The following is a 19164-nucleotide window of genomic DNA, read 5'->3' on the forward strand; positions in this document are numbered from 1 at the left end:
CTTGTTTCAATTATTTAATCTTTAGGGGCAAACTGATAAGATTAGGGGGTTACTTCCCGGAACTCCCATGATCTCCCCAATTCGAACCCTTACTGCGCTGGCGCTGGCCGCCACTGCGCTGACGATGTCCCATGCCGCTTCGGCGGCCGACCTGAAATCCGCCGCTTCCGCCTGCCGGCTTGGCGAAGAGGTGAAACGCTACAGCGACAACGAACGCGAATCCGGCGAAACGCCGCTCGCCATCGAAGGCGCCGTCACCGTCACATCGCGCGAGGCGCGCTGCCTGATGAACAAGCTCGGCAAAGAGCTGATCGTGATCGCCGCCGTGGACGATGAGCGCAAGCTTCCGGGCGCCATTCCCATGCGCTGGGCGGCCGGCGACGCCGCGGGCGTCCAGTCACGGCTGGCCGACACGCTGGCGGACCTGACCCAGGGCCGCAAGTCGCGTCCCCTGCTGGTCTATTGCCACCACCTCAAGTGCGGCCTGTCGCAGCAGGTGGCCATGCGCGCCGCCAAGGCCGGGTATCCGAACGTGTACTGGCTGCGCTGGGGCATGCTCGGCTGGAAGCAGGCCGGCTATGCCTTCCAGGGCGAACCGGAAGACGATCCGGCGACGCGCTATGCGCGCCTGCTCGAGCAGTGCACGGCGGCGGCCTCGCCGGAGTCGATCGCACGCGCCGCGAGTGAAATGCCGATGAACGAGCTCGAGTACGAAATGGAAAAAGGGCTGAAGGCGTACCAGAAGAACCGCAAGGAATGCCTCCAATCCCTGATCCCCGAAGCGGAGGAGCACAAGGGGCGCAAGGCCGACCTGGCGCAACGGATCGCACGCAGCGACGCGGATGCGTCGCGCAGCGTGAAGGCCGCGCAGACGGCTTTCAACACCAAGCCTGCCGACTACCTGGTGCCGCTGCTGTCGCAGGCGCCGGTGTCGACCTTGCGCGCCATGGCCGAGCGTGCCCGCGCCGTCAAGCCCGTGTCCAGCTGCGGAAGCTTCGATTACCGCCTTCCCGGCGCGAACAATGCGGCAATCGACGACATGAACGGACGCATGCGTTCCTACCGCGCCTGCCTGGACCGTCTGACAGAGCAGGGCGGGGCGGCGGCGCTCGATCCGGCCGAATTCGGCAAATTCGTGCGCATGGCCGAACTGACCCAGCCCTACACCTGCTCGGCCAGGCGCCAGCCACACTGCGTGCCGGATGAGGTCTGGTCGCGTCTGGCCCGTGTCGCCACGCGCGAGCAGCGGCAAATGGTGCAGCAAGCGGTGGCGCTCGCCGAATCGCTCGAAGGCGACGTGGACAAGGTGCGTGAGCGTCTCAACGACCTTGTCGACGCCAACAATGCCCGCGTGCGCCAGGCCGAAGCGGAGGACGAGGAGCGCGCGAACAGGAACAGCAACTATGGCGGCGGCTACAGCTATACGCCGCCGGCGCCGCCACCGGTCCAGTACCGCAAGCCGCTCGACTCCAGCGCCATGGGGATCCGATGAAATCCGCCGGTCCAGGCCGCGGCCTGCCCACATCCAACACGTCCACGTTTTTGCCGAAGATTGCCATGAAACCGATTCGCCAACTTGCCTTGCTGGTCTGCCTGCCGTTCGCTGCGGGCCAGGCCCTTGCCCAATCCTGTCCCTTGACCGCCGAGGACGTGGGCGCCCTGACGGCCGCGCGCAAAGTGACCGACAGGGTCGAGCAGGACGATGACGACCAGGATGCCTTCGTCACCTACCAGGGCGCCAACTACAAGCTGCTCGGCGCCGCGCCGATCGAGGTGCGCGTCCAGAGCCGCGACCAGCATGTCAAGGAAGCGATCATCGGCCTGCCGGGCAAGAACCTGCCGGCCTACATGGCGGCGCTGAAGAAGAGCCTGCCGCCCGGCGGCAAGCTGGAATGCGACGCCGACATGGAAGAGTGCAAGTGGGAACTCGGCCGCAAGGCGGAGATCGGGGAGCTCGAGGAGATCCGCGTCTACGACACGATCTACTTCAAGAAGGACACCACGCTCATGTGCACCTACGCTTCGCCGCGCCATGTCACCATCGTCGACATGCTGATCGAGTTGGAGCGGCAGAAGAAGCGTTGAACCGTACGCGGCGCCGGCGGCGGCGCATCGACGCTATTCGACAGGGCGCATCCATGCGCCCTGTTTTTTTGCCCGGCTCAGAACGTGATCTTCACCGACGCCGCGCTGCGCTTGGCTTCGCCGTGGTACACGGCCTCGATGTTGTTGCCGTCCGGGTCGAGCACGAAGGCCGCGTAATAGCCGGGGTGATACGGCCGCTCGCCCGGTCCGCCGTTGTCCTTGCCGCCATGCGCCAGCGCCGCCTTGTAGAAGGCGTCCACCATGGCCCGGTCCCGTGCCTGGAAGGCGAGGTGGTGGCGTCCCGTCAGCACCCCTTGCGCCGCTTCGCTCTCGGCCGTCGAGACGAACAGTTCGTCCACCCAGAAATACCCATCCCCGGTGCCGCCGATCGGCACCTCCAGGACCTCGAATACCGCCGTGTAGAAGGCTTGCGAAGCGGGGAGGTCGCGTACCACCAGCTGGATATGGTCGATCAGCCTGCCGCGGTGGAGTTCCTGAGTTTCCATGCTGTGCTCCTTGAAGGGTTACCGAAATGGTCCGGCGATCATACCGCCGCTCTCGGCGGCGCGCCTGCGCGCGGCCGGCATTTTATTGAATGAGCATGCGAATGAGAACAATTCTCGTTTACATCGTCTTAAATTTTATTTACAATTGCCGCCATCCAATGCAATCCCGTCAACTTGCCCAGAGAAAGTTTTGTAATGAAAGCAATAAAAAGCCGCAAACGCTCGACCGCCAACAACCACGTGATGAGCACTGCCCTGGCGGCGCTGCTGCTGCCCCTGGGCGCGCAGGCCGACAACATCGCGCCGCCGCCGGCCGACGCCAAGCCGGCGTCCACCGTGGAGATCGTCGGCCAGGTCGACAACGGCTTCCGCGCCGAATACGCTTCCTCGCCCAAGTACACCGAAAAACTGGTGGACACCGCCCAGACCGTGCAGGTCATCAAGAAGGAACTGTTCGAACAGCAGGGCGCCCTGACCCTGACCGACGCGCTGCGCAACACCCCAGGCGTCGGCGCCTTCTTCCTGGGTGAGAACGGCAACACCAACACCGGCGACGCGATCTTCATGCGCGGCTTCGACACCTCGGGCAGCATCTTCGTCGACGGCGTGCGCGACGTCGGCTCGGTCTCGCGCGACGTCTTCAACCTGGAACAGATCGACGTGGTCAAGGGCCCGGCCGGCACCGACACCGGCCGCGGCGCCCCGACCGGCTCGGTCAACCTGGTCACCAAGAAGGCCAATATGACGCAAGCCGCGTCCGGCTCGCTCACCGGCGGCAGCGCCTCGCAAAAGCGCGCGACGGCCGACGTCAACACCGTCCTGAGCGCCGAGCGCGGCATCGCGCTGCGTCTCAACGTGCTGGCCCAGGACGCAGGCAACCCTGCGCGCGACGTGGTGAACAACAAGCGCTGGGCGGTCGCACCGAGCCTGGGCTTCGGCCTGAACGGCCTGACCCGCGTCTACCTGGACTACCTGCACGTCGACCAGGACAACATTCCCGACGGCGGCGTCTCGACCGTCGGCCTGCCCGGCTACACCAGCCCGGACCCGAAGCGTCCTTTCATCGGCGCCGCTGCACCGGTCGATCCGAAGAACTTCTATGGTTCGAAGCATGACTTCGACAAGATCGAGGCCGACATGGCGACCGTGCGCGTCGAGCACGAGTTCTCGCCGACCCTGCGACTGCAGAACACCAGCCGCTACGGCCGCACCACCCAGGATTACCTGCTGAGCGCCTGGACGGCCACCGCCGCCAACTTCAGCACCCCGGTCGAGACCGATCCGTCGACCTGGACCGTGGCGCGCACCACCCGCACTTCCAAGGACCAGGAAAACAAGATCCTGACCAACCAGACCAGCCTGACGGCGGACTTCACCACCGGCGCGCTCTCGCACACCGTGGTGGCCGGCCTGGAACTGGCCAACGAGCGCCAGATCAGCTACGGCCGCACCGGCCTGGGCACGCTGGCGCCGGCCAACCTGTACCGTCCGGATTCGAACGTGGTCGTGGGCGAGTTCGCGCCGCGTCGCACCGGCGCCTACAACAAGGGCGACATCGACACCCAGGCCCTGTACGCCTTCGACACCATCAAGCTGGGCGAGCGCTGGATCTTCAACGGCGGCGTGCGCGTCGAGCGCTACGAGGGCGACTACTCGGTCGTGGCCCTGACCAACAACGTGCTGGTGCCGACCCACTTCACCGTGAGCGACACTCTGGTCAACGGCAAGGCTTCGCTGCTGTACAAGCCGACCACCAACAGCAGTGTCTACGCGATGGTGGCCAGCTCGAAGCAGCCGCCGGGCGCGAACTTCACCGTCTCGGGCAACGTCAACAGCGCGCAGAACCCGATCTACGATCCGCAGAAGACCACCACCACCGAGATCGGCGGCAAGCTGGATCTGCTGCGCCAGAAACTGTCGCTGTCGGCCGCGCTGTTCCGTACCGATGTCGAGAACGAGGTCGAGCAGGATCCGGTCGACCTGACCTGGTCGCAGACCGGCGAGAAGCGCGTGCAGGGCGTGGAGCTGGGCGCCACCGGTGCGCTGGCGACGGGCTGGCTGGTCAGCGCGGGCTACCTCTACATGGACACCAGCGTCGAGCGCGGCCGCATGATCACCGCGTCGGGCGAGAACACCCTGACCTACACGCCGAAGCAGTCGTTCACCCTGTGGACCGCCTATGAACTGCCGGGCGGCTTCAAGATCGGCGGCGGCGCCCGCTTCAGCGACAAGCTCAAGCGCGGTACCGACGGCGCCATCGGCACCCCGGCCTTCACCGACTCGTACTGGGTGTTCGACGCGATGGCATCCTACAAGGTCAACAAGCACCTCGACCTGCGCCTGAACGTCTACAATCTGGCCGACGAACAGTACGTCGCCAGCATCAACAAGAGCGGCTACCGCTACACCCCGGGCGCACCGCGTTCGGCCAGCCTGACCGCGAACATCCGCTTCTAAGCGGCGTGAAGGAAAACCGGCCGGGCGCCAGCCCGGCCGGTTTGCCATTGAGGGAAGGATTTTCCATGCTCCTGCATATTCCAAACGTGCTCACCCAGGACGAGGTGCGCAGCATCCGCGCCCGGCTGGAGCGCAGCGACTGGGCCGACGGCCGCGCCACCGTGGGCGCCCAGGGCGCCCAGGTCAAGCGCAACCGCCAGTTGCCGGAAGCCTCGGCCGAAGGGCGCGAACTGGCCGCCGTCGTGCAGGCGGCGCTGGCGCGCAATCCGATGTTCTTCGCGGCCGTGCTGCCGGTGCGCTCGATGCCGCCGCTGTTCAACCGCTACGGCGAGGGCGAGCACTACGGCGACCACGTCGACGGTGCGGTGCGCATGGTGCCGGGCATGCCGGGCATGCTGCGCACCGACGTCTCCGGCACCCTGTTCCTGTCCGCGCCCGAGGAGTACGAGGGCGGGGAGCTGGTGGTACAGGACACCTACGGCGAGCACGAGGTCAAGCTCGACGCGGGCGACCTGATCGTCTACCCCTCGACCAGCGTGCACCGGGTCCAGCCCGTCACCCAGGGCGAGCGCATCTGCAGTTTCTTCTGGACCCAGAGCATGATCCGCGACGACGCCCGCCGCAGCATGCTGTACGACCTGGACCGGACCATCGAATCGCTGCGCGGCCGCCTCGGCGACTGCCCCGAGACGGTGGCGCTCACGGCCCACTACCACAACCTGCTGCGCCAGTGGGCCGAGACCTGACCGTCCTTACGCGCCGAAGCCGCCGTCCACCAGCAGGTCGGCGCCCGTGACGAAGGACGATTCCGGGCCGGCCAGGTAGGCCACCATCGACGCCACTTCTTCCGGGCGGCCGTGGCGCGGAAGCGCCATCAGCCCGTGCAGGGTGGCGCCGAAGTCCGACTTCTCCGGATTCATGTCCGTATCCACCGGTCCCGGCAGCACGTTGTTGATGGTGATGCCGCGCGGCCCCAGGTCGCGCGCCAGGCCCTTGACGAGGCCGCTCAGCGCCGATTTGCTCATCGCATAGACCGCCGCGCCCGCGAAGGGCATGCGCAGTGCGTTGACGCTGCTGATGTTGACGATGCGTCCGCCTTCGCCCATGTGGCGCAGCGCCGCCTTGGCGCCCACGAAGACCGCGCGCACGTTGACGGCCACCGTCTTGTCGAAATCCTCGATCGCGAACTCGTCCACCGCGCCCATGTGCAGGACGCCGGCATTGTTGACCAGGATGTCGAGCCGGCCGAAGCGGTCGGCGGCGGTATCGATGGCTTGCTGCAGGGCGGCCGGGTCGGCGGCGTCGCTGCGGATCGCCAGGGCGCGGCCGCCGGCGGCCTCGATTTCTTGCACCAGGGCTTCGGCTGCCTCGGACGAGCTCTGGTAGGTGAGGGCGACCGCCGCGCCATCTCGGGCCAGGCGGCGCACGATGGCGGCGCCGATGCCGCGCGAACCGCCGGTGACGAAAGCGACTTTGCTGGTAAGGGTGTTCATGGTGTTCTCCTGGTGGGTTGTGGATGAACACAGTATCTTCCTTACCTGCGGTTGAAACTAGCCGGCGGATTGTCGAAACAATTTCAACCGCTGGTATAAAATGGCCGCATGCTCGAATCGATCAGCCATCTCGTTTCCTTCCTCTACAGCGCCGAGGAAGGCGGCTTTTCCGCTTGCGCGCGCCGGCTCGGCCTGTCGCCGGCGGCGGTCAGCAAGAACGTCGCCGCGCTCGAGCGCCAGCTCGGGGTGCGCCTGTTCCAGCGCACCACGCGCCAGCTGCGCCTGACCGAGGAGGGCGAGCAGTTCCTGCGCGAAGTGGCCGAGCCCTGGCGCCAGATCGAAGGTGCGGTGCTGGCCGCGCGCGAGGGCGCGGCCCAGCCGGCGGGCACGCTCAAGGTGAGCATGGCGCCTGCCGTGGGACGCACCTATTTCGTGCCGATGCTGGAAGCCTTCCGCGAACGCTATCCGGCCATCGTGCCCGACCTCTATTTCGAGAACCGCCAGGTCGACCTGGTGGGCGAGGGCTTCGATGTCGCCATCGGCGGCGGCATCGAGTTGAGCGAAGGCCTGGTGGCGCGCGAACTGACCCAGGTGCGCATCATCGTGGCCGCCTCGCCGGCCTACCTGGCGCGCCGCGGGCGGCCCGAGCATCCGGGCGAGCTCGCGCTGCACGACGGCATTGCGCGGCGCGCCATCCGCACCGGCCGGCTCTACACCTGGACTCTGCGCACCGACGAGGGAGAAGAGGTGCCCGCCGACTTTCGCGCGGCGGCGGTGTGCGACGATCCGGAAGCGATGGCCCACGCCGCCCGCGCCGGCGTCGGCCTGGCCCTGCTGCCGGTGCCGCATGCGCTGCCTTTTCTCCAGAGCGGCGAGCTGGTGCACCTGATGCCGGACTGGTACGCGCTGGCGCGGCCGCTGTGCATCTACTACCCGAGCCGGCGGCTCTTGCCGGCCAAGACGCGGGTGTTCGTGGACTTCGTGGTGGAGCGCTTCCGTGCGCTCGGGCTGGCGGAGCAGTTCAGGGTACCGTCCTAGCTATCGGAAGGCGTGGCGTGGACGGCTCTGCCGCCCACCCGTTCAACCAGCGTCCGCCGGCCCGTGCGCGAAAACGGAGCCGCTAACGATCACCGCGTGGACGGGGGACCCGTCCACCCTACGGCAGAGCCTCAGGCTCGGCGAACGCGCTGTCGTAGGCGACGACACCCTGCGGAGCAGGACTGTCGAACGCCAGGGCCAAGAAATACTCGGGCGGCGGGCCGGGATAGCGCAGACCGGCGTCCTGCGCGAAGCCGAAGCGGCCGTAATAGCCCGGTTCGCCCAGCACCACGCAGCCGCGCGCTCCCTTGCGGCGCAGCACCGATAAGCCTGCCTCGACCAGGGCCGTTCCCACGCCCTGGCCCTGCACCTGCGGAAGCACGGCGAGCGGCCCCAGTCCGTACCAGCCTTCGTCGCGGCCATCAATGGCCACCTTCGAGAAGGCGACATGCCCGATCAGCCGCCCCTCGGGCAACAGGGCCGCCAGCGAGACGGCGAGATGTCCGCTCGCACGCAGCCGTTCGACGATCAGGTGCTCGGTGTGGTTGCTGTGCGGGTTGCCGGCGAAGGCGGCGTGGAGCAGGGCGGCGATCGCCGCCGCATCGCCGGGCTGTTCGGAGCGGATGTGGAGATCGATCATGGCGGAGAGAGGAAGGGCGCTTCCGCGAGCTCGGGAAGCGCCCCTGGCATCAGTGGAAGTGCTCGGTGCCGGTCGGTGCGTCTTCCGGCATCTCGGCATGGACCAGTTCACCGGTCGGGTCGGCGAACAGCGGCGCGCCGCAGTCGTCGCAGTACTCGGCCACGTAGCGTTCGTTGATGCGCTTGATGTGGGCGATGCCCGCGTCGTTGAGGTGGGCGACGATCTCGTTGATCGGCGTGAGCGGCGTCGGGCTGGCGGCGAGCGGACCCTCCATCGGCGTGCCGTTCTCGTCTTCCTGGCCGTACAGCGGCCAGACGATGCCGTAGACTACGTCTGGGCTCTGGCGCATGGTGAAGGAGACGCGGTACTCGTCGATCTGGATGTCGGCGGCTTCCTCGCCGAAACCGGCGATCACGGCGCGCAGGTCCGAGGCTTCCACACCCAGGGTGTTGGTCAGGTAGTGGACGGCGGCGCGGATCGAGATCGGGCGGATCAGCTTGTCGGCTTCGCGGCAGGCCACGTAATACGCTTCCGGCAGCAGCAGCTCGATGCCGCAGCCCGGCAGCAGGCGCGCGACATTCGCCGTGGCCTGGGCGCGCCATTGCTCCAGCGCGCGGTTGCGCTCCTCGGCGAAGTGCAGCTGGTGCTGCGGTTCCTGCCAGCGGAACAGCGGCGCGCCCTGGGGCGCGACGATGGCCACCAGCAGGTAGCGGGTGTCGGCCAGGAAGGGCGCGGTCTCGGCTTCGCGCGCGGCCGGCTTGATGGTGCCACCCTTGTGCGCGGCCGCCGCCAGCTTGCTGGTCAGGGCATAGGTCTCGGCGTGGGTGCGCGGCAGCTGGTCGATCGAATACAGGGTGGGGGCAATGGCCAGGCGGGCGCCCTCGGCCAGCAGGTGGGCCGAGAAGTGCGCGGACAGCGTGTTCAGCAGCTCAGACGGGATGTTGCCGGTCGCGATAGAAAAGCGGGTCCAGGCCAGGATCGGCGCGGCGACCAGCAGCGACTGCCAGGTCACGTCGCCGCCGTCCTGCTGCTCGACCATCGTGGCCGATTCGCTGATCGCCTCGACGGTATCCATCAGGACATCGTAGGAACCGAGATCGTCCTTGAAGAGGACGTTCAGGGCCAGGTCGATGCTGTCCTGGTGGTTGGTCTTGAGCAGTTTCTGCAGTTGCGTGTCCAGTTGGCGTTCCCAGGCCCTCTCCTCGACACGGCTGGCAGCCTGCATGATGGCTTGCGAGATGCTGACGAGGCGCTGGCTTTCTGCGGATAGTTTAGGAGATGAATCTTTGGATGGACGACGCATGGCGCTAAGGGGTCTCTTGTCAATGAAGTGTGGATCGAAAGTCCATGGGGGTCATCATAAACCCTTACCCCCGGTATTGTAGTTGATTCGGCCACATGCCATGAACACAAGGGAAATAGTCCTTGCCCGCCAGGCGGCCTGCCTCATCCGTGCTTGCCAAACGCGAAAATACAAAAGATAATGCGAATCGTTCTCATTTATCGACGGTGCGTGGCCCAGCGGGTGCGCACCAGGAAGTGGATTGTCGTTTCTCGGAGTACCACCCCCCGCCGGGCAACCGGATTCGCCCTCCTGATCGGATCAGGAGGGCTTTTTTCGTTGGGACGGTCCGGCGTCCGGGCGCACGCTGTTCAGGACGTGGCCGGCGCCGTCAGCGGCTTGTGCCCGCCGGTGCCGGCCAGGATGGCGCGCCGCAAGGCTTCGATGGCGTCGCTCGCCTGGTAGGGCTTGGTCAGCAGGGTGGCTTCCGGCAGCTCGAAGCGTTCCTCGACATAGCCGGTGGCCAGCACCAGGGCGATGTGCGGGTAGCGTTCGCGCACCTGCTTCGCCAGCATCACGCCGTTCAGCTTCCCCGGCATCACGATGTCGGTGAACAGGATATCGACCTGGTGGCCGGCCTCCAGCAGGCGCAAAGCGTCCTCGGCGTTGCGGGCGCACAGGACCTCGGCCCCGGCCTGTTCCAGGATCGGCATCACGCTTTCGCGCACCAGGCTATCGTCTTCCACGAACAGCACCGTGGCCGCCAGGCCGGGCGAGGCCTGCGCCTGGTCGCGGCTGCTCTGCACGGGCTGGGTCGCGGCGCCAGGCGCGGCGCGCGGCAGGTAGAGGCTGGCCGTGGTGCCGGCGCCGACCGCGCTCCTGAGCACCAGGGTGCCGTGCGACTGGGTGGCGAAACCATAGGCCTGCGGCAGTCCGAGCCCGCTGCCCTTGTCGACCGGCTTGGTGGTGTAGAAGGGATCGCAGGCCTTGGCCAGGACCTCGGGCGTCATGCCGGTTCCGGTGTCGGCGATCTCGATGCGGACGTACTCGCCCGCCGGCACCGGGCCAGGGCCATTCGCGCCCTCGCCCAGCTCATGATGGTTATCGACACGAATCGTGATCAGGCCCTGGCCCTCGATGGCGTCGCGCGCGTTCAGCACCAGGTTGAGCAGGGCCAGTTCGAACTGGGTGAGGTCGATCCTCACCGGCCAGGCGCCGGAGGCGATCGCAGTGTCCAGCCGGATGGCGCTGGGCAGGCTGTTCCTGAGCATGGGCAGGGCCGAGCTCACCGCTTCGTCGGCGCGCACGGTCTGCAGGTAGGCGTCCTGGGTGCGGCCGAAGGCGCGCAGCTGGGCCACCAGGGCGGCGGCGCGGTCCACCGCGCGCTTGCACACGGCGATGCGGTCCGGCAGCCGGGCCGGATTGGCCTCGATGGCGATCAGCTGCAGCGCCGCGGTGAGGGTCTGCAGGACGTTGTTGAAATCGTGCGCGACGCCGCCGGTCAGGCGTCCGAGCGCCTCCAGCTTCTGCGAATGCAGCAGGGCGCGCTGGGCCCGCTCCGTCGATTCGATCGCTTCCGCGACCCGTCTTTCCATGTTGGCGTTCGCCGCGCGCAGCTCGCCGCTGGCGCGCACCAGGGTGGCGTTCACCACGTCCAGCTCGGCCAGGCCGGAAGCGAAGGGCGTGACCGTATCGCCGTGCCCCAGGCGGCGGGCGTCGTCGCGCAGGCGGTGCACAGGAGCCAGGGTGCGCTTCAGGTAGCGCTGGGTCAGGGCCAGGGCCACGGCCAGGGTCAGCAGGAAGAGGGCGGACAGCAGGAGCGAGGCGCGCAGGGCGGGGCGGTTCAGTTCGGCGACCGGGACGCTCAGGATGATGGTCCATTCCGACATCGGCGCGCGGTAGAAGAAGGCCTTGACGGGGGTGCCGTCGAGGGACACGCCGTCGTTGGTGCCCTGCGCCATGCCAGCGGCGATCTTGCGCGCCAGCTCGCCCGTGGCGCGCTTGCCGATGAACTGCTCGAAGTGGGCGCTGCGCGCGATGACCGTGCCCTGCCGGTCGACGACCGAGGTGATCCACTTGTCGGGAAAACCCTGCTGGCCCAGGAAGCGCTGGAGTTCCTTCGCTTCCATCCGGCGCGACAGGTAATGGCGCAATTCGCCCTGCACGAACACCGGCGCCTGGATCGCGAATTCGTGGCGCTGGCCGAGGGCCGAGAAGAACAGGTCGGACACCAGCGGCCGGCGCGGACCGGCCTGCTGCCGCAGCTCGAACAGGCGCCCGTTGATGGTGCGGCCCGCGGTGCCGAAGGGGAGGCGGGTATTCAGTATCTGCCGCCCTTGCAGGTCGCTCAGGATGATGGGGTTGCGGCCGTCGGCCGAGAGGGTCCTGGCGTGGCTGTAGAAGCGTTCCAGGTTGCCGTTGGCGAGGTCGGGCGAGGTGGACAGCGCCTGCAGGATGCTGGCGCTGTTGCGCAGCTCGTTGTCGACCAGCTGGGCCAGCACGCGCGCGGCTTCCGACAGGCTGCGTTCCTGGGCTCCCTGTTCCTCCGCATAGACGAACCAGACCGCGATCGCGCCGGCGGCGAAGGCGGGCAGGAGGACCGAGGCGATCAGGAGGATCAGGCGGAGGCGTATGCTCATGGCGTCGATATGGGGGAGCCTCGGAGTATAGCCTCTTCATTAAGATGTGGGTTAAAAGATGAGAAACTGGGCTGGCGCAGCGTCGCAGCGTGCGGACCTGCTACCTCATTTGCGGCCCGCGCCCATAAAACCGTCGTCCCGGCGGAGGCCGGCACCCAAGTTTACGCCAATGCCACCATCGTTTATCGTAGTTGGTGCCCACGCAAACTTGGATTCCGGCCTTCGCCGGAATGACGGTTCTTGAGCTAAAGGGAAGGGATGCGTTGGCATCTTTCACGCCCCGAAAACAAAAAGGCCGGAACCCTTGCAGGTCCCGGCCCTTTCACTTCAGCAGTCCGGATTAGGCGGCCAGCAGCTGGCGCAGCACGAACGGCAGGATGCCGCCATGCTTGTAGTAGTCGACTTCGATCGGGGTGTCGATACGCAGCAGCACCTTGACTTCCTGGGCTTCGCCGTTTTCACGGTGGATCACCAGGGTCGCCAGCTGTTGCGGCTTGATCTCGCCTTCGAGGCCCTTCAGGTCGTAGGTTTCCTTGCCGGTGATGCCCAGGCTTTCAACGCTGTCGTTGCCGATGAACTGCAGCGGCAGCACGCCCATGCCCACCAGGTTCGAGCGGTGGATACGCTCGAACGAACGGCAGATGACCGCCTTCACGCCCAGCAGCTGGGTGCCCTTGGCCGCCCAGTCGCGCGAGGAACCGGTGCCGTACTCTTCGCCGCCGAAGATCATGGTCGGGGTGCCTTCCGCCACGTACTTCATTGCCGCGTCGTAGATCGACAGCTGTTCGCCCGACGGCTGGTGGATGGTGATGCCACCCTCGACCGCCGAACCGTCCGCCTTCGGCGGGATCATCTTGTTCTTGATGCGCACGTTGGCGAAGGTGCCGCGCATCATGATCTCGTGGTTACCGCGGCGCGAGCCGTAGGAGTTGAAGTCGGCCTTCAGGACGCCATGGTCCTTCAGCCACTTGCCGGCCGGGCCGTCTTCCTTGATCGAACCCGCCGGCGAGATGTGGTCGGTGGTGATCGAGTCGCCGAACACGCCCAGCGCGCGGGCGCCGGTGATGCCGCTGGCGGCCGCCTTCGGGGTCATCTCGAAGTCGCTGAAGAACGGCGGCTCGGCGATGTAGGTCGACTCGGGCCAGTTGTACACTTGACCTTCGGTCGACGACACGCGCTCCCACAGTTCGCCCGGGTTGCCCTTGACGTCGGCGTAGTTCTTCTTGAAGACTTCCGAGTTCATCGCGAAGCGCATCAGCTCGCCCACTTCCTGCGAGGTTGGCCAGATGTCGCCCAGGTAGACGTCGACGCCGTTGCTGTCCTTGCCGACCGGCTCGGACATCAGGTCGCGGGTCATGTTGCCGGCGATCGCGTAGGCGACGACCAGCGGCGGCGAAGCCAGGAAGTTCGAACGGATGTTCGGGTGGATACGCGCTTCGAAGTTACGGTTGCCCGACAGGACGGCCGAGGCGACGATGTCGTTCTCGACGATCGCGGCGTTCAGTTCCGGGGTCAGGTCGCCGGCGTTGCCGATGCAGGTGGTGCAGCCGTAGGCGGTCACGCCGAAGCCCAGCTTTTCCAGGTAAGGCAGCAGGCCGGCGGCGGTCAGGTACTCGGTGACCACGCGCGAGCCGGGGGCCAGCGAGGACTTGATGTGCGGCGCCACGGTCAGGCCGCGCTCGACCGCCTTCTTGGCCAGCAGGCCGGCAGCCAGCAGCACGCTCGGGTTCGAGGTGTTGGTGCACGAGGTGATGGCGGCGATCAGGACGTCGCCGTTCTTCACGCGCACGCCGTTGCTGGTCTCGTAGACCTTCGACAGGTCTTCCGGCGACTTGTTGAAGCCGTTCTGGGTGGTCGGCTTGCTGAACAGTTCGGTGAAGGTGTTCTTCACGTGGCCCAGTTCGATACGGTCCTGCGGGCGCTTCGGGCCGGCCAGCGACGGGGTCACGGTCGACAGGTCCAGTTCCAGCACGCGGGTGTAGTCGATCTCGCCTTCCTGCGGGATGCCGAACATGCCCTGGGCCTTGTAGTAGTTCTCGAAGGCAGCCAGTTCTTCCTCGGTACGGCCGGTGCCGCGGAAGTAGTCGACAGTCGCTTCGTCCACCGGGAAGAAGCCCATGGTCGCGCCGTATTCCGGGGCCATGTTGGCGATGGTGGCGCGGTCGGTGGTCGACAGCGAGCGGGTGCCTTCGCCGAAGAACTCGACGAACTTGCCCACGACTTTTTCACGGCGCAGCATTTCGGTGACGGTCAGCACCAGGTCGGTCGCGGTGCAGCCTTCGCGCAGCTTGCCCTTCAGGTTGACGCCGATGACGTCCGGGGTCAGGAAGTAGACCGGCTGGCCCAGCATGCCGGCTTCCGCCTCGATGCCGCCCACGCCCCAGCCGACCACGCCGACGCCGTTGATCATGGTGGTGTGCGAGTCGGTGCCCACCAGGGTGTCCGGGTAGAAGACTTCGCCCTGCTTCATGACGCCGCGCGCCAGGTATTCCAGGTTGACCTGGTGGACGATGCCGAAGCCCGGCGGCACGACGCCGAAGGTGTCGAAGGCCTGCATGCCCCACTTCATGAACTGGTAGCGCTCGTTGTTGCGCTGGAATTCCAGTTTCATGTTCAGGTCGAGCGCGCCCGGCTCGCGGAAGTGGTCGATGGTGACCGAGTGGTCGACCACCAGGTCGACCGGCACCAGCGGCTCGATCTTCTTCGGATCGGCGCCGGTCTTGGCGGCGACGTTGCGCATCGCGGCCAGGTCGGCCAGCAGCGGCACGCCGGTGAAGTCCTGCAGCACGACGCGGGCGACGACGAAGGGGATCTCGTCGGTACGCTCGGCGGTCGCGCCCCAGTTGGCGAGCTGCTTGACGTGCTCTTCGGTGACCTTCTTGCCGTCGCAGTTACGCAGCACGGATTCGAGGACGATACGGATCGACACCGGCAGGCGCGACAGGTTCACACCGAGGCTTTCGGCCAGGGCCGGCAGCGAGTAGAACTGGCCCGACTGGCTGGCGCCGATCGGGAATTCCTTCAGTGTGTTCAGAGTGTTGCGAGACATAATCTCTCCTTCAGTGGGGATTTTGTTATTTCAATACCAAATAACATCGGGCGATGCGCGGCGACCAAACGCCTGCATCAGCTTTTCTTTTCCTCGGGCGCCGCGGCCACGACGGCCGTCGCCTGTTGGGCGTTCTTGCATTCGTTGGCCAGCTGGCGGTTCAGCTTCGAATCCAGCAGGATGCCCTTGGCGGGAATGCCGATCCAGATCAGGCCGTAGTGCGGATTCTCGAAACGCAGCGCGCCGGTGGTGGTGCCCACCCGCGTCAGGCGGTGCAGGCGCTTCTTCCAGCGCAGGGCGATGTGGCTGTCGTCCTTCTCGTTCGTGTAGATCGTGATCTTGTTGTTCAGTTCGCAAGCGTAGTCGGTGACGACGGTGTCGGTGATGTCCGGCTCGGCCACCTCGGGGCTGAGCGGATCGGCGGCGGCGGCTGCCGCCGCGGTAGCGGCTGCGGCCGCGGCGGCCTTGGTCTTCTTCGACTTCGCCTTGGATTTCTTGGCTTGCGCCTTCAGCACGTCTTCCGCCTTCGGGTGTTTTTCGGCAGGGGCGGAGACGGCCGGCGCGCACACGCCGGCGGCCGCCAGCGCGAACGCGCAGGCGGCGAGGAGCTTGGACAGGTGGGTGGACATCAGGAGGCTTCCGGTTGGTTGACGATTGCCGCGGCGGCTTCCGGCAGGCCAAGGCCGGCCAGCTTCGCGCGCTGCAAAACGGTCCAATAATATCGGTAGCTCGCGCGGTCGTGCAAGCGGCCGTGATGGGCGATCGGTCCCCAGCCGGCAGCCATCGCCTCGCCCAGGATGTTGGTGGCTTCGTTCACTTCCGACAAGCGCGGGGTGAAGGCCTTGAGGATCGCCTTGATCTGGTCCGGATGGATGCTCCACATGCGGGTGAAACCGAATTCGGCGGCCGCGCGCTGGGCGTCGTTGGCCACGGTGGCGCTGTCCTTGATGTCGGTAGTTACGTTGTGCGACGGAACCTTGCCGTGGGCGTGGCAGGCGGCCGCGATCTCCAGCTTGGCGCGCACCACCAGCGGGTGGGTGAACTGGCCGGGCGTGCGCATGGCGGCGGCCGGAATCGCGCCATAGTGCGCCGACACGAAGTCCATGATGCCGAAGGACAGGGATTCGACCTGGGGCAGGGCGGCGATGTCGTAGGCTTCGCGCAGGGCCCCGTGGGTCTCGATCAGCACATGCACCGGCAGCTCCGCCCGTGCGGGGCCGGCGTGCTGGTTGATCAGGTCGATCGCGCGCGCCACTTCCATGGCGCTGCTCACCTTGGGCAGCATCACGTAGGCCAGGCGCGCGGCCGCGCCGCCGACGATGGCGGCGACGTCGCTCTCGAAATGGGGGCTGGTCGGCTCGTGGACGCGGGCGCCGATGCGGTTGAAGCGGTTGTCTTCGCTATCGAGCAGGGACGCCACCAGGGCCGCATGCTCGGCTTCTGCTCCGGCAGCGGCGCCGTCCTCGCAGTCGAAGGTGATGTCGAAGACCGGCCCAAGCTCTTGTTGCAGGGCCATCGATTTGCGCATCAGCTTCTCCGAACCGGCGTAGTGATCGCAGGCGGGGAGCAGGAGCGGCTGGCGTTTGCCCTGGAATAAAACCTCGGAAGGATGCATGTGTATTTCAGTCGAAGCGGGAGTAGCCGCGCCGCCTTGGGAGGCGACGCGGCGTGCGCGGCGGACGGACGGCTCGGCCGGTTCCATCAACCGCGAGGTAGCTTAGGCCAGCAGGTGCGCCACGCCTTCACGCTCTTCGGTCAGTTCCTTCAGCGTGAGGTTGATGCGCTCTTGCGAGAACTCGTCGATCTCCAGGCCCTGGACGATCTTGTATTCGCCGTTTTCAACGGTGACCGGGAAGCCGAACATGGTGTCCTTCGGGATACCGTACGAACCGTCCGACGGGATGCCCATGGTGGTCCACTTGCCGTTGGTGCCGACGTGCCAGTCGTGCATGTGGTCGATGGCGGCGTTGGCTGCCGACGCTGCCGACGACAGGCCGCGCGCTTCGATGATGGCGGCGCCGCGCTTGCCGACGGTCGGCAGGAAGGTGTCGCGGTTCCAGACGTCGTCGTTGATCAGGTCCTTGACCGACTGGCCGTCGACGGTCGCGAAGCGGTAGTCGGCGTACATGGTCGGCGAGTGGTTGCCCCACACGGCCATCTTCTCGATCGACGACACCGGCTTGCCGGTCTTGGCGGCCACTTGCGACAGGGCGCGGTTGTGGTCCAGGCGCAGCATGGCGGTGAAGTTCTTGCTAGGGAGGCTAGGAGCCGACTTCATGGCGATGTAGGCATTGGTGTTGGCCGGGTTGCCGACCACCAGCACCTTGACGTTGCGCGAGGCGACGGCGTCCAGCGCCTTGCCCTGCACGGTGAAGATCTGGGCGTTGGCTTCCAGCAGGTCCTTGCGCTCCATGCCCGGGCCGCGCGGACGGGCGCCGACCAGCAGGGCGAAGTCGGCGTCCTTGAAGGCGGTCATCGGGTCGGCGTGGGCGGTCATGCCGGCCAGCAGCGGGAATGCGCAGTCGTCGATTTCCATCATGACGCCCTTGAGCGCCTTCTGTGCTTTTTCGTTGTCGATTTCCAGCAGCTGCAGGATGACCGGCTGGTCCTTGCCCAGCATGTCGCCGTTGGCGATGCGGAACAGCAGGGAATAGCCGATCTGGCCGGCCGCGCCGGTAACGGCAACGCGCATTGGGGTTTTAGCCATGATGAATCTCCAAAGTGGGAATGAAAACGGTCAGTGCCTGGGTCGATGCCGAGGATACGCCTGTTAGGAAAAACTGCAATGATACCAAAAGCGCCATTCCCGGAATCGGCCGGTGATGCGGGTGTCGCGCGCGTGCAATATATGTGCAGGAACGGATGCCCGGTCGACCGCGAGTGTACTCCTGTGCCGTTCCATCAGTCAATTCATATCATATGTCTTATATAAGACACATGTGTGAGGGGCTTGCGCACTGGACGGTATGGCACTTTTGTGGTGAAATCGTGGTCTATGAATCCCGTCCCGTCCAACCAGGCCAGCGAACCCGCCGGCAGCGCGTCGCCCTCGTTCCGGCCGCTGTACCAGCAGATCAAGGCCCTGATCACCCAGAGCCTGCAGTCGGGCGAGTGGAAACCGGGCGAGCTGATGCCCAGCGAGGTGGAGCTGGCGGGGCGCTTCAAGGTCAGCCAGGGCACGGTGCGCAAGGCCATCGACGAGCTGGCCGCCGAGAACCTGGTGGTGCGCCGCCAGGGCAAGGGCACCTTCGTCGCCACCCACGCCGAGGAGCGCGCCCACTTCCGCTTCCTGCGCCTGATGCCCGACGAGGGCCTTCCCCAGCATTCCGACAGCCGCTTCGTCGAGGTCAAGCGCATCCGCGCGCCGGCCGAGGTGGCGCGGCTGCTCGAACTGAAATCCGGCGACGCGGTCGTGTACATCAAGCGCGTCCTGTCCTTCGAGGGTCAGCCGACCATCCTGGAAGAATTGTGGCTGCCGGGCCAGCTGTTCAAGGGCCTGAGCGCCGAGCGCCTGGTGGAATACAAGGGGCCGATGTACGGCCTGTTCGAGTCCGAGTTCGGCACCCGCATGATCCGCGCCACCGAGAAGATCCGCGCCGTCACCGCCGACGCCTCGGCCAGCGAGTTCCTGAAGGTGGCGGAAGGCACGCCGCTGCTGTGCGCGGAGCGGGTCTCGTTCACCTATGGCGACAAGGCGGTGGAACTGCGGCGCGGGCTGTATTCGACGGCGAATCACCACTACCTGAGCGAATTGTCGTGAAAATAAATCGTAGGGTGGACGGCTCCGCCGTCCACGCGGTGATCGTTCGCGGCTCCGTTGCCGCGCACGGGCCGGCCGACGATGTTTGAACGCGTGGACGGCATAGCCGTCCACCCTACGTGTGGAAATAATGGCAAATCGGCGGCAAGAAGCCGGTTTGCAGTTGCAGCATTCCAGCCAGGCCTGCTGCAGCGATCGCTTGATGCGATTAAAAT

The 19164-nt window shown here is 66.3% G+C and carries 15 protein-coding genes; 6 read left to right on the forward strand and 9 right to left on the reverse strand.

Annotated elements, in window-relative coordinates; genetic code table 11:
• Window positions 1-67 precede the first annotated feature (67 nt).
• Both KBW98_RS05700 and KBW98_RS05705 read left to right on the forward strand, forming a co-directional pair.
• Window positions 68-1492, forward strand: a complete 1425-nt coding sequence (locus tag KBW98_RS05700; RefSeq protein ID WP_211519159.1) for a rhodanese-like domain-containing protein — start codon at window positions 68-70, stop codon at window positions 1490-1492.
• A gap of 65 nt (window positions 1493-1557) precedes the next feature.
• A complete protein-coding gene (locus KBW98_RS05705) occupies window positions 1558-2085 on the forward strand; it encodes a hypothetical protein (protein ID WP_211519160.1) in 528 nt (175 codons plus the stop codon).
• Between the two features lie 77 nt (window positions 2086-2162).
• Here KBW98_RS05705 and KBW98_RS05710 read toward each other — a convergent pair whose 3' ends face one another.
• Window positions 2163-2591, reverse strand: a complete 429-nt coding sequence (locus tag KBW98_RS05710) for a VOC family protein (protein ID WP_211519161.1) — start codon at window positions 2589-2591, stop codon at window positions 2163-2165.
• 195 nt (window positions 2592-2786) lie between these two features.
• Between KBW98_RS05710 and KBW98_RS05715 the strand changes: the two genes are divergently transcribed.
• Window positions 2787-5048, forward strand: a complete 2262-nt coding sequence (locus KBW98_RS05715; RefSeq protein WP_211519162.1) for a catecholate siderophore receptor Fiu — start codon at window positions 2787-2789, stop codon at window positions 5046-5048.
• 65 nt (window positions 5049-5113) lie between these two features.
• Complete coding sequence (locus tag KBW98_RS05720; RefSeq protein ID WP_211519163.1) at window positions 5114-5794, forward strand: Fe2+-dependent dioxygenase; 681 nt, start codon at window positions 5114-5116, stop codon at window positions 5792-5794.
• Window positions 5795-5800: 6 nt separating this feature from the next.
• Here the strand turns inward: KBW98_RS05720 and KBW98_RS05725 are convergent, their stop codons facing one another.
• The gene (locus KBW98_RS05725) at window positions 5801-6541 is read right to left on the reverse strand and encodes an SDR family oxidoreductase (RefSeq protein WP_211519164.1); all 741 of its coding nucleotides are present in this window, start codon (window positions 6539-6541) and stop codon (window positions 5801-5803) included.
• Window positions 6542-6649: 108 nt separating this feature from the next.
• Here KBW98_RS05725 and KBW98_RS05730 point away from each other — a divergent pair, with 108 nt between their 5' ends.
• Entirely contained in the window at window positions 6650-7579 is a 930-nt protein-coding gene (locus KBW98_RS05730; RefSeq protein WP_211519165.1) for a LysR family transcriptional regulator, read from the forward strand.
• Window positions 7580-7697: 118 nt separating this feature from the next.
• On the opposite strand, the gene KBW98_RS05735 is transcribed toward KBW98_RS05730, so the two are convergent.
• The 7 genes from KBW98_RS05735 to KBW98_RS05765 form a co-directional block, all read right to left on the reverse strand.
• Window positions 7698-8219 carry a GNAT family N-acetyltransferase gene (locus KBW98_RS05735; RefSeq protein WP_211519166.1) on the reverse strand — a complete coding sequence of 174 codons (522 nt, stop codon included), beginning with the start codon at window positions 8217-8219 and terminating at the stop codon, window positions 7698-7700.
• Between the two features lie 49 nt (window positions 8220-8268).
• Entirely contained in the window at window positions 8269-9522 is a 1254-nt protein-coding gene (locus KBW98_RS05740) for a DUF2863 family protein (RefSeq protein ID WP_211519167.1), read from the reverse strand.
• A 350-nt stretch (window positions 9523-9872) separates the two neighbouring features.
• Window positions 9873-12140: an ATP-binding protein gene (locus tag KBW98_RS05745; protein ID WP_211519168.1), complete on the reverse strand. Its 2268-nt coding sequence runs from the start codon at window positions 12138-12140 to the stop codon at window positions 9873-9875.
• Between the two features lie 340 nt (window positions 12141-12480).
• Window positions 12481-15189, reverse strand: a complete 2709-nt coding sequence (gene acnA, locus KBW98_RS05750; protein ID WP_211519169.1) for an aconitate hydratase AcnA — start codon at window positions 15187-15189, stop codon at window positions 12481-12483.
• Window positions 15190-15266: 77 nt separating this feature from the next.
• Complete coding sequence (locus KBW98_RS05755) at window positions 15267-15818, reverse strand: hypothetical protein (protein WP_211519170.1); 552 nt, start codon at window positions 15816-15818, stop codon at window positions 15267-15269.
• Window positions 15818-16804 carry a CoA ester lyase gene (locus tag KBW98_RS05760; protein WP_211519171.1) on the reverse strand — a complete coding sequence of 329 codons (987 nt, stop codon included), beginning with the start codon at window positions 16802-16804 and terminating at the stop codon, window positions 15818-15820. Before KBW98_RS05760 ends, KBW98_RS05755 begins: the two co-directional genes overlap by 1 nt.
• 102 nt (window positions 16805-16906) lie before the next feature.
• Window positions 16907-17896: a malate dehydrogenase gene (locus KBW98_RS05765; RefSeq protein WP_211519172.1), complete on the reverse strand. Its 990-nt coding sequence runs from the start codon at window positions 17894-17896 to the stop codon at window positions 16907-16909.
• Window positions 17897-18184: 288 nt separating this feature from the next.
• Here KBW98_RS05765 and KBW98_RS05770 point away from each other — a divergent pair, with 288 nt between their 5' ends.
• Window positions 18185-18949, forward strand: a complete 765-nt coding sequence (locus KBW98_RS05770) for a GntR family transcriptional regulator (RefSeq protein WP_211519173.1) — start codon at window positions 18185-18187, stop codon at window positions 18947-18949.
• Window positions 18950-19164: the final 215 nt, after the last annotated feature.

The organism is Massilia sp. ST3, from assembly GCF_018119405.1.
Taxonomy (GTDB): Bacteria; Pseudomonadota; Gammaproteobacteria; order Burkholderiales; family Burkholderiaceae_D; genus Telluria.